The sequence below is a fragment of the Gluconacetobacter entanii genome, assembly GCF_013155425.1.
Taxonomy (GTDB): Bacteria; Pseudomonadota; Alphaproteobacteria; order Acetobacterales; family Acetobacteraceae; genus Novacetimonas; species Novacetimonas entanii.
Map to the genome: position 1 here is coordinate 1 of NZ_JABJWD010000082.1, position 9,879 is coordinate 9,879.

13 protein-coding genes and 1 other RNA gene are annotated in these 9,879 nt (G+C 65.0%); 7 read left to right on the forward strand and 7 right to left on the reverse strand.

Annotated elements, in window-relative coordinates:
• Positions 1-456: IS1595 family transposase (locus HNH97_RS13905; protein WP_171791283.1), on the reverse strand; the 456-nt coding region annotated here is incomplete at its 3' end.
• Positions 457-614: 158 nt separating this feature from the next.
• Here HNH97_RS13905 and HNH97_RS13910 point away from each other — a divergent pair.
• On the forward strand, positions 615-2,075 hold the full coding sequence (locus HNH97_RS13910; protein ID WP_227744603.1) for an AMP nucleosidase: 1,461 nt from the start codon (positions 615-617) through the stop codon (positions 2,073-2,075).
• Between the two features lie 157 nt (positions 2,076-2,232).
• Here the strand turns inward: HNH97_RS13910 and HNH97_RS13915 are convergent, their stop codons facing one another.
• The 5 genes from HNH97_RS13915 to HNH97_RS13935 form a co-directional block, all read right to left on the reverse strand.
• On the reverse strand, positions 2,233-3,048 hold the full coding sequence (locus HNH97_RS13915; protein ID WP_171791284.1) for a TIGR00282 family metallophosphoesterase: 816 nt from the start codon (positions 3,046-3,048) through the stop codon (positions 2,233-2,235).
• Positions 3,049-3,066: 18 nt separating this feature from the next.
• Positions 3,067-3,672 (reverse strand): 5-formyltetrahydrofolate cyclo-ligase, encoded by a 606-nt coding sequence (locus tag HNH97_RS13920; RefSeq protein ID WP_171791285.1) that lies wholly within the window; start codon positions 3,670-3,672, stop codon positions 3,067-3,069.
• Positions 3,673-3,678: 6 nt separating this feature from the next.
• A non-coding RNA gene (ssrS, locus tag HNH97_RS13925) (6S RNA) lies at positions 3,679-3,838 on the reverse strand.
• 9 nt (positions 3,839-3,847) lie between these two features.
• The gene (locus tag HNH97_RS13930; protein ID WP_171791286.1) at positions 3,848-4,189 is read right to left on the reverse strand and encodes a cell division protein ZapA; all 342 of its coding nucleotides are present in this window, start codon (positions 4,187-4,189) and stop codon (positions 3,848-3,850) included.
• Positions 4,190-4,191: 2 nt separating this feature from the next.
• On the reverse strand, positions 4,192-4,524 hold the full coding sequence (locus HNH97_RS13935) for a hypothetical protein (RefSeq protein WP_110912468.1): 333 nt from the start codon (positions 4,522-4,524) through the stop codon (positions 4,192-4,194).
• 63 nt (positions 4,525-4,587) lie between these two features.
• Between HNH97_RS13935 and HNH97_RS13940 the strand changes: the two genes are divergently transcribed.
• Positions 4,588-5,034 carry a hypothetical protein gene (locus HNH97_RS13940; RefSeq protein ID WP_244949471.1) on the forward strand — a complete coding sequence of 149 codons (447 nt, stop codon included), beginning with the start codon at positions 4,588-4,590 and terminating at the stop codon, positions 5,032-5,034.
• 60 nt (positions 5,035-5,094) lie between these two features.
• The gene (gene thiE / locus HNH97_RS13945) at positions 5,095-5,727 is read left to right on the forward strand and encodes a thiamine phosphate synthase (protein WP_171791287.1); all 633 of its coding nucleotides are present in this window, start codon (positions 5,095-5,097) and stop codon (positions 5,725-5,727) included.
• Positions 5,728-5,860: 133 nt separating this feature from the next.
• Here the strand turns inward: thiE and epmA are convergent, their stop codons facing one another.
• Positions 5,861-6,865 (reverse strand): EF-P lysine aminoacylase EpmA, encoded by a 1,005-nt coding sequence (gene epmA / locus HNH97_RS13950; RefSeq protein WP_110912466.1) that lies wholly within the window; start codon positions 6,863-6,865, stop codon positions 5,861-5,863.
• Between the two features lie 2 nt (positions 6,866-6,867).
• Between epmA and HNH97_RS13955 the strand changes: the two genes are divergently transcribed.
• The 4 genes from HNH97_RS13955 to HNH97_RS13970 all read left to right on the forward strand — a co-directional run bounded on the left by HNH97_RS13955 (position 6,868) and on the right by HNH97_RS13970 (position 9,724).
• The gene (locus HNH97_RS13955; protein WP_171791288.1) at positions 6,868-7,047 is read left to right on the forward strand and encodes a hypothetical protein; all 180 of its coding nucleotides are present in this window, start codon (positions 6,868-6,870) and stop codon (positions 7,045-7,047) included.
• Between the two features lie 29 nt (positions 7,048-7,076).
• Complete coding sequence (locus HNH97_RS13960) at positions 7,077-8,168, forward strand: lysine-2,3-aminomutase-like protein (RefSeq protein ID WP_171791289.1); 1,092 nt, start codon at positions 7,077-7,079, stop codon at positions 8,166-8,168.
• 47 nt (positions 8,169-8,215) lie between these two features.
• Positions 8,216-8,782, forward strand: coding sequence for an elongation factor P (gene efp, locus HNH97_RS13965; protein WP_110094863.1), 567 nt, complete (start codon positions 8,216-8,218; stop codon positions 8,780-8,782).
• A gap of 111 nt (positions 8,783-8,893) precedes the next feature.
• Complete coding sequence (locus HNH97_RS13970; RefSeq protein ID WP_171791292.1) at positions 8,894-9,724, forward strand: inositol monophosphatase family protein; 831 nt, start codon at positions 8,894-8,896, stop codon at positions 9,722-9,724.
• Positions 9,725-9,879: the final 155 nt, after the last annotated feature.

Genomic DNA, 9,879 nt, shown 5'->3' on the forward strand with positions numbered 1-9,879 from the left:
GCTGTGATCGATGCGTTCGTGATGAAATTCCGAGACATCCAGTTTGTCGTAAGCGTGCCAGGAATCGCTGTAGACGATTGAATCCGGCTGTATTTTCTTTCGAATGCAGGACATCAGTGTCTGATGTCCTGCATTGGGGATCATGAGGGCATGGACGCGGCCATGCCGTTTCAGCAGGCCAAAGACAGCCACTTTTCCGGCAGCACCCCGGCCCAGTTTTCCTTTGCGATGTCCACCGGAATAGCTCTCATCGACTTCAATTTCACCTGAGACCGGTGCCTCATGAGCAATCTGTTCCGCGATGATCTCTCGTAATTTCCGGTAATACAGGGTCGCTGTATTGCGATTGACGCCGACAAGTTCGGCAGCGCTCCGGGCGGGCGTTCCCGCCACGAAGTGCTCCAGAAGGCGCTTTTGGATGCTGACAGGCAGCCGGCTGCGACGACGTGCTTTCATACAACATATCAAGCCTCTGTTGGCTTACCTATGCCAGCCCCAAACTTTTATCAGTTCCCACCCGGCATGTTCCCCTGCGGGCACCATGCCAGTGCGTTAGTTGATTGTTTTTCCCGTCCTCTTCATAGTTTCCACAAGATGGAAGGGAAAAAGCCGCCATGACGCCCACGACGATGCGCCTGCTGGACGAAGTCGGGACCGATTTCGAAGCCTTCGACAATGCGGAAGCCGCAGTCGCACGGATTACCGAACTGTATGACACGGCAGCACGCCTGCTGCGCGACGCCTTTGCCACGCGCGACACCAGCGGACTGGCACGCGGGGTATATCCCTACCTCGCCTTTGCGCAGGAAGGCGGCTTGGCGCGCGACGTGCCACGGCCGCCATTCGACATCGTGCTTGAACCGGGGTTCTACGGCACGACACTGACGCACCCGGAACTGTATCATGCCTACTGGCGCGAACAGATCGGCATCCTGCTGCGCCATTACGGACAGCCGGTGCTGGTCGGGCGTTCACGCAGGCCCATTCCCCTGTCCTATGTGATGGAAGACGCCGTAACCTCGCTCAGCGAAGGGGACATGGCATGGCTGCAGCAGCATTTCGCGCTGCCCGATTTGTGGATGACCGACGATTCGATCGCCAACTGCGAACAGATCCCACGTCCGGGCACACCGCGTCCGCTGGCGCTGTTCACCGCCGAACGCACCGATTACTCCCTTGCCCGGCTGCATCATTACACCGGCACTGCGCCGCGACATTTCCAGCGCTTCATCCTGCTGACCAATTACCAGCGCTACGTCGATGCCTTTCGCGAATATGGCCACCGCCAGGTCGATTCCGGCGGGGAATATGACGCCTTCGTCGAACCCGGCGGCATCATCCACCATCGGGGCGACACGCCCGATACCCCCGGCAGCGCGGGCAGCCTGCCGCAGATGCCGGCCTATCACCTGTGCCGTCCCGATGGCGATGGCATCACGCTGGTCAATATCGGGGTCGGCCCGGCCAACGCGAAGACGATCACGGACCATCTGGCCGTGCTGCGCCCGCATTGCTGGCTGATGGTCGGGCACTGCGCGGGACTGCGCCGGACGCAGCGGCTGGGCGATTACGTGCTGGCCCATGGCTACCTGCGTGACGACAACGTACTGGACGAGGACCTGCCGCCATGGGTGCCCGTTCCCCCCATCGCGGAAGTGCAGATGGCGTTGCAGGATGTGGCCGAACGGGTGACGGGCCTGCATGACGCGGAACTCAAGACCCGGCTGCGCACCGGCACGGTCATGACCACGGACAACCGCAACTGGGAACTCCGGCTGGAGGCGCTGTTCACGCGCATCAACATGACGCGCGCCATCGCGGTGGACATGGAATCGGCCACCATCGCGGCCAACGGGTTCCGGTTCCGCGTCCCCTACGGCACGCTTCTGTGCGTCTCGGACAAGCCCCTGCATGGGGAGGTAAAGCTGCGCGGCATGGCCAACGCCTTCTATCGCGAACGCGTGCGCCAGCACCTGATCGTGGGGATCGAGACCATGCGGCAGTTGCGCGCGCAGGGCGTGGACCGCCTGCATTCGCGCAAGCTGCGTGGCTTTGACGAACCGGCCTTCCGTTGATGGCAGCCGCCCGCGTGCCGTCAGACGCCATCCGATCAGGAGATAAAAGTTTCTGGTGAAGCTTTTTCCCAAAAAGCTTCAAGGAACGCCGCCTTTTTGAAAAAAGCCGGCACCCAAAAACTTTTATTTATTTTCAGATCCTTGCTGGAATGTCTTTTCAGAAATCCGGCAGGGTCTGCGCCAGGTGACCGCCCAACCGCACCGGGGCCATCCGCCGGGCAAGGCCGGTGACGTCATCGGTTTCGACCATCATGCCCGCGATGCTGGCCTCCCCCTCCGCCGGTTGAAGGCGATCGCCGGGCATCTTGCGCACGAAACGCGCGATGGCGGCATCCTTGCCCATGCCGATGACGCTGTCATAATCGCCACACATGCCCGCATCGGTCTGGAACGCCGTCCCCTTGGGGAAGATGCGATGGTCGGCGGTGGGCGTGTGGGTATGGGTGCCGATCACCAGCGACACGCGCCCGTCGCACACATGGCCCATGGCCCATTTCTCGCTCGTCGCCTCGGCATGGACATCGACGACGATGGCCTGCACCGTGACGCCAAGACGATGGCGCGAGAGGATGTCCGACACCGCGCGGAACGGATCGTCCATCGCATCCATGAACTGCCGCCCCATGACACTGACGACCAGCGCCCTGTGCCCGTTCACCAGTTCGACGACCACGCTGCCCTGCCCCGGCGTGCCGGGGGGGTAGTTGGCGGGACGGATGATCCGTGGCTCGGCGTCGATATGGCCGATCATGTCGCGCCGGTCCCAGCTATGGTTGCCCAGCGTGATGACATCGGCCCCGGCCTCGAACAGGTCACGCGCGATGGCGGGCGACAGGCCGAACCCGTGGCTGGCATTTTCGCCGTTGACCACCACGAGGTCCAGCGACAGTTGGTTGCGCAATCCCGGCAGGCGGCTGATCACCGCCTCCCGCCCGACGCGGCCGACAATGTCGCCCAGAAACAGTATCCTCAAAAAACCCGACCTTCCTGTTTACGCCCGCACCGGTCCGTCCCCGTGACTGCCGATCCATCCATGGTCCGTGACAATGCCCGACAGCCTTGCATCATGCACGCCCATGGGAATGTGCGCGACCTCCTGCGCGGCAAGACCATAGCCGATCGCAACCGCATGGGGCAGGCGCGCCAGCGTGCGATCGTAATATCCCCCCCCATATCCCAGCCGCCCCCCCTGCCTGTCAAAGGCCAGCAGCGGCACGAACACCATGTCGGGGACATAGGCATGCCCGTCGGGATGCCATGTCGCGAACCGCCCGTTGCACATCGTCACGTCGGGATGCCAGTGATGAAAGGAAAGCGGCTGCCCCCGTGGCGGGGTAAAGGGCAGCAATACGCGATAGCCCTGCCGGTGCAGCGGCCCGAACAGCGGGCGGAGGTCGATTTCACCGGGCAATGGCCAGACCAGTGCGATCGCGCTGCCGGGCGGGGCCATGCCCACCCGCGCCGCGATGCCCGCACGCAGCGCCGCCTCCTGCGCCGGAGTGGGGGGGGCTTCCTCACGCAGGGCGCGGCAGCGCCGCCGCAGTTCGGCCTTGGCCGCCGCCAGCGCGGGGGAATCGGTATCAACAGGATTCGTCATGAGAATTACGGAGCCACCATGACCGTTGGTCTTATCAGCCCTCCCGGACCTGCAGGTGCAGGTGGGCGCCAGGTAACGTGACCACGATCACGACAGTGCCAGCTCCCTTAGGAAGTGCTTATCGGCCCAGGGGTTGAATTTTGCCTGACGCGTCCGGCAGCCCCGCACCTGCTATCTAGTCATGTTCGAGGGCGGCTGCAATGTTTTCCGCACGCTCGACAAGATGTTCAAGCTGGTCGCGGCGGCGTTCGTTCTCGATCTTGGCCTGCCGCCCCTGCGCCAACTGGTGGGCGGTGTCGGCGGACATCTTTTCCGCCGTCAGGTCATGGATCTCGTCCGCCATCAGCAGGGCTGCGAGTGCAAGCAGCCGTCCTTCGCCACTATGGCCGCCAATCGCGCGGATGCGGTCGATTCGCCGCTCCACTTCCTGCGCCATGGCCTGAAGGTGCTGCTCCTGCCCTTCCTCGCACCCGACGCTATAGGAATAGCCGTTGATGCGTACTGTGACCTGTCCCATTGTCATTCGCCCTTTTCGCCCTTCATCTCCGCGATCACGACAGTCGGCTCCACTTCGGCAAGAGCGTCGCGCACGCGCGCGATCAGCGCGTCGATATTCGCGGCAAGTGCCTGGAGGTCGATTCCCGGATCGGCGGCCTGCGCCGTCGGCGATGCCGTGGTGGGCGATGGCATGGCGTCAGGGGACGGCCATGTCCCCTGTTCGCGGCATTCGATGGCAAAGGCGATACGCGTCAGCGCCTGTTCCAGCCGGTCCGCGGGGTCGCGCGTGCTGTCCTGCGTGGATACGGATGCTTCCTGCCCCGCCTGCATTGTGTCAGTATTGGACACGTTCATCCTTCATAATTTCCTGCCCTGGTCCCTTGCAACAGATCGCCCGGTGACGTCTGAACGTCAAGCATGATCGATAATCATGACAATTTTGCGCACCTTCTCCATTTCATCGTCATTTCAACGCATGACGAGGTCACATTGCTGCGCGCCATCATGGACGGGGACGGGGGCATGCCGCCCTGCGCACTGATATCGCCGCCGGATGCGGGATGTTCCATGGGGGTGGCATGGTGGCGTGCCCTGACGGCGGAGACGCCCGCGCCCGCGTTCCTTGACTGCGGCATCGCGGCGGGACGCGCGGCGGAGGGTCTGCGCGCCGGTCTGGCGGGGGTGATCGTCGATCCGGCCTGCACGCAGCACGCAGCCCTTGCCGGACTGGCGCGGGTGACGGGGGGGCGGTGCCTGCGCGCGCGGCCGGATGCCCACGCCATCGGCGGCCCGGACGCGGCGGCGCGCCTGCGTGCCTACCTGCGCCACACCCCGTCCGGCGGGCACATCCCGCATGGCACATGAAGCCACCGTGCAAAGGGGACTGTTCCCCATGGCGCATGTGCGCCATATGATCGCACCACCATGACCGATTGCCAGCTTTACCTCGTGACGCCCGAGTCGCTTGACCCTCCGAAGTTCGCCCCCCTGCTGGCCCGTGCGCTGGACGCCGGCCCGGTGGCGGCGGTGCAGCTACGGCTGAAGGACGTGCCCGACGACACGATCCGCCGGGCAATCGACGTGCTGCGCCCGGTGGCGCATGAACGTGACGTGGCCTTCATCCTCAATGACCGTCCCGACCTTGCCCGCGCCACTGGCTGCGACGGCGCGCATGTCGGCATGGAGGACATGTCGGTGGAGGAGGCACGCCGCATCCTCGGCGATGACCTGCAGTTGGGCGTCTCATGCTATGACAGCCGTGACATGGCGATGCGCGCGGGCGAAGGCGGGGCCGATTACATCGCGTTCGGTGCGTTCTTCCCCTCACCGTCGAAGGACACCAGCGTGCGCGCGGGCACCGACCTGCTGACATGGTGGAGTTCCATGATGGAACTGCCGGTTGTCGCGATCGGCGGCATCACGCCCGAAAACTGCGCCCCACTGGTGCGGGCGGGGGCGGATTTCCTGGCGGTCATCAGCGCGGTCTGGTCCCATCCCGACGGACCGGGCGCAGGCGTGCGGGCGATGAACGCCGCGATGGATGCGGCAGGTGAGTGAACGGGATTCCTGAAGTTTTCAGGTGCCGGCTTTTTTCAAGAGGGCGACGTTCCTGAAGCTTTTTGAAAAAAGCTTCACCAAAAACTTCCGTTCACCTGCTGCCCATTCCCTGGGCAGGCGCTGAGGGTGGTCCCTATCCGGGCAACCATAGCACGTCTTCAATCCTGCGCGTCCCCGCCGCCAGCATCACAAGCCGGTCCAGCCCCAGCGCGATCCCGGCGCAGGGTGGCATGTTCCCCACCGCATCAAGGAACGCGCGGTCCATCGGCCATGTCGCCTGCGGGTCATCGCCATACAGTTCGGCCCGCCGGGCACGGTCGGCACGAAAACGCGCCTCCTGCTCCACCGGGTCGGTCAGTTCCTCGAACGCGTTGGCCAGTTCGATCCCGTCGGCATAAAGCTCGAACCGCAGCGCCACGCGCGGGTCCGCCGGATCCCGCCGCGCAAGGGCCGCCTGACTGGCGGGCCAGTGGGTCAGGAAGGTCGGGCGCGCGCGGCCGATCTGCGGCTCGACCCGCTCCATCAACAGGCGGAAGAACAGGTCCTCCCAGCTTTCACCCGCGCGCAGGGTGCATCCGGCGGCATGCGCAAGGGCCGCCGCGTCATCGCCCGTCGCCAGCAGGTCAAGCCCGGCATACCGCGCGAATGCCTCCGCCATCGTCAGGCGCTCGAACGCAGGCGTGATCGCGACCGGCGTGGCCGCACCCGGCAGCACCGGCGGCAGGGTGGCGCGCAGCAGGGCCTCCGTCTCGTCCATCAGGTCCGACAGGCTGGCATGCGGGCGGTACCATTCCAGCATGGTGAACTCATGCGCATGCAGGCGGCTGCCTTCCGCATTGCGCCAGACCCGGGCCATCTGGAACACCGGCAGGTGCGTCGCGGCAACGATGCGCTTCATCGCGAATTCGGGACTGGTGTGCAAAAACAGCGGCAGCACTGACCCGTCGGGGCGGTGCCGCTCGGTGCGGAACACCTTGAGGTGCACTTCCTCCCCCGGTGTGGGCACGGCATAGGGGGTTTCGACCTCCAGATAACCACGTCCCTCGAAAAACGCGCGCACGCCACGCACCACCAGTCCACGACGACGCAGCAGGGCAAGGCGTTCGGCAATGCGGTCGGGATCGCCAGATTCGGGCATGGGTGCACAAAACTCCGGTTGCAGGAAAAAGCGGCGCGCAGTACAGCGCGGCAGTCCCCCCGCCGGTCAACCCCTTTGCGAACCCGGATATCGTAAAGAAGTTTTTGGTGAAGCTTTTTCCAAAAAAGCTTCAGAAGAACGCCGCCTTTTTGGAAAAAGCCGGCACCCAAAAACTTTTATGATATTTATCAATGTATTATGAGGCACCACCATGCCAGACACCCGACGCCCCACGCCTACGCGCACGTTACGCACCGTCCGCGACCTGGTGGAGGCAGGGCTGGTGTCACAGGCCGCGCAACCCGCGCTGGAGGAGGTGGCGCACGAATACGCCACCGCCATTCCCCCCGCCTTTGCCGAACTGATCGAACATGCCGACGACCCGATCGGGTTGCAGGTCATCCCCGACCCGGCGGAACTGCGCATCACGGCGGAGGAACGCTCCGACCCGATCGGCGACGACGCGCTCTCCCCCGTGCCGGGCATCGTCCACCGCTATGCCGACCGCGCGCTGCTCAAGCCGCTGCTGGTCTGCCCGCTTTACTGCCGGTTCTGCTTCCGGCGCGAACATGTCGGCCCCGATGGCGGCGTACTGGACGAGGCCGCGCTGGAACGTGCGCTCGACTGGCTGCGGGCGCATCCGGCGATCGGGGAAGTGATCCTGTCGGGGGGCGACCCGATGATGCTCTCGCCCCGGCGGATGGGCCACATCATCCGCGCGCTGGAGGCGATGCCCCACGTCCACACCATCCGCATCCACACCCGCGTACCCGTGGCCGACCCGGAGCGCGTGACGGAGGACATGGTCGCGGCGCTGGACACCACATGCAGCCTGTGGGTGGTCGTGCATGCCAACCATGCCCGCGAACTGACACCCGCCGCGCGCGCTTCCATCCGCCGCATGCAGGCCCGCGCCATCCCCGTCATCGCGCAGTCCGTGCTGCTGCGCGGGGTCAATGACACGCCTGACGCGCTTGAGGCCCTGCTGCGCGCACTCGTCGCCGCGCGGGTCAAGCCGTATTACCTGCACCAGCTTGACCCCGCCCCCGGCACGTCACGCTTTCGCGTGCCCATTGCCGAGGGACAGCGCCTGCTGGCCGCCCTGCGCGGGCGGGTGACGGGTCTGGCGTGGCCGACCTATGTGCTCGACATCCCCGGCGGATACGGCAAGGTGCCGATCGGTCCGGGCTACCTTGACGCGGCCGGCGGGGCCATCACGCAGGTCCGCGATCCGCAGGGCAGGCCGCACCGCGTGGAAGAAGGTGAGCGCGCAAACCTTGCCCTTCCGCGCCGGGGAAGGTAGAAGCCCATCCTTGCAAGACATTCCCACAAGTTCAGACAGAGACCCCAATGAAACAGCAGGCGAACCTGATCCGTGCCGGACAGGTCATCGAGCATGACGGCCGTCGCTGGACGGTCCTGAAGCAGCAGATCATCACTCCGGGCAAGGGCGGCGCCTTCATCCAGGTGGAGATGCGCGACCTCAAGACCGGCAACAAGACGAACGAACGCTGGCGCACGGCGGATACCGTCGAACGCCTGATGACCGAGGAAAAGGAATACACCTATTCCTACATGGACGGCGACAACATCGTCCTGATGGACCCCGAGACGTTCGAACAGCTGCTGCTTCCGCTCGACCTGCTTGGCGACCAGGCGCCGTTCCTGCAGGACAACATGACGCTGGTCCTCAACCTCGTCGAAGGTGACCCGGTGGGCGTGGTACTGCCCAGCCAGGTGACGCTCGAGGTGGTCGAGGCCGATCCCGTCGTCAAGGGCCAGACGGCCAGTTCGTCTTACAAGCCCGCGCGCCTGTCCAACGGCGTGAAGACCATGGTCCCCCCCTTCATCGAAGCGGGCGAGAGCATCGTGGTCCGCACCGAGGACAGCAGCTACGTCGAGCGGGCGAAGTCCTGACCTTCGACATGTCGCGACGCCCATGCGGGCGTTCGCGGCGGCCGTGCCCTTTTCCATCCCCTTCCCATTTCCGATTCACCGCCGAACCAGACAGGACCGATCACCGTGGCAATGCGACTTTCCCCTCATATGACGGTGATGCAGAATGCGGCGCAGAAAGCGGCGCGACGGCTGCTGCGTGACTTCAATGAGGTCGAACAGCTTCAGGTCAGCATCAAGGGACCGGGCGATTTCGTGTCGCAGGCGGACCTGCGCGCCGAAGCTACCCTGCGTGAGGAACTTGGCCGCGCGCGTCCCGGCTATGCCTTCCTGATGGAGGAAAGCGGCGCCGCGGGTGGTGATGGCTGGACATGGCGCTGGATTGTCGATCCGCTGGATGGCACGACCAACTTCCTGCACGGCATCCCGCACTGGGCCATTTCCATCGGCCTGCAGCGCCGCCTGCCCGACGGGACGATCGAAATGGTCGCGGGCCTTGTCTACAACCCCGCCGCGAACGAGATGTTCTGGGCGGAAAAGGGCATTGGCGCGTTCCTCAACGAACGCCGCCTGCGTGTTTCCGCTCGGCGCAACATGGACGAATCCCTGTTCGCGACGGGCATCCCGTTTGCCAAGGTCCCGGCCAAGAACCGCCTGTCCTTCGCCCGCACGCTGGGCGCGCTGATGCCGCAGGTCGCGGGCGTGCGGCGCTTCGGTGCGGCAGCACTCGACCTCGCATGGGTGGCGGCGGGCCGGTACGAGGGATACTGGGAACTGGGCATCCGCCCGTGGGACTGCGCCGCCGGCGTGCTGCTGGTGCGTGAGGCCGGGGGCTACGCCACCGATCCCAACGGCGTGGACCTCAACGACTTCCCCGATTCGGTGGATGCGGTCGCGGGCAACACGCACATGCATTCCGTCCTGCGCGAACTCGTCGCGAACAGCCTCGTCGCGCGGTCCTGATCCTTTCGGGCATCACGGGGCGGTGGGCGCATGGGGCGTGCGACAGACGCACGCGGATGTTGAGTGCGCCCTGCCCCTCGTCTAGCGTGTCGGTCACCATGTCACATGAACCGACCCCCATGCCCCCGTTCACGCTACGCGGGGCATCCCTCCCC

What these genes read in the sequence shown, in the direction of transcription:
- HNH97_RS13910 (WP_227744603.1), top strand. Translation starts at nt 615, where the DNA reads ATGACGCCCACGACGATGCGCCTGCTGGACGAAGTCGGGACCGATTTC.
- HNH97_RS13920 (WP_171791285.1), bottom strand. Translation starts at nt 3,672, where the DNA reads ATGACGAATCCTGTTGATACCGATTCCCCCGCGCTGGCGGCGGCCAAG.
- HNH97_RS13930 (WP_171791286.1), bottom strand. Translation starts at nt 4,189, where the DNA reads ATGGGACAGGTCACAGTACGCATCAACGGCTATTCCTATAGCGTCGGG.
- HNH97_RS13935 (WP_110912468.1), bottom strand. Translation starts at nt 4,524, where the DNA reads ATGAACGTGTCCAATACTGACACAATGCAGGCGGGGCAGGAAGCATCC.
- HNH97_RS13940 (WP_244949471.1), top strand. Translation starts at nt 4,588, where the DNA reads ATGATCGATAATCATGACAATTTTGCGCACCTTCTCCATTTCATCGTC.
- thiE (WP_171791287.1), top strand. Translation starts at nt 5,095, where the DNA reads ATGACCGATTGCCAGCTTTACCTCGTGACGCCCGAGTCGCTTGACCCT.
- epmA (WP_110912466.1), bottom strand. Translation starts at nt 6,865, where the DNA reads ATGCCCGAATCTGGCGATCCCGACCGCATTGCCGAACGCCTTGCCCTG.
- HNH97_RS13960 (WP_171791289.1), top strand. Translation starts at nt 7,077, where the DNA reads ATGCCAGACACCCGACGCCCCACGCCTACGCGCACGTTACGCACCGTC.
- efp (WP_110094863.1), top strand. Translation starts at nt 8,216, where the DNA reads ATGAAACAGCAGGCGAACCTGATCCGTGCCGGACAGGTCATCGAGCAT.
- HNH97_RS13970 (WP_171791292.1), top strand. Translation starts at nt 8,894, where the DNA reads ATGCGACTTTCCCCTCATATGACGGTGATGCAGAATGCGGCGCAGAAA.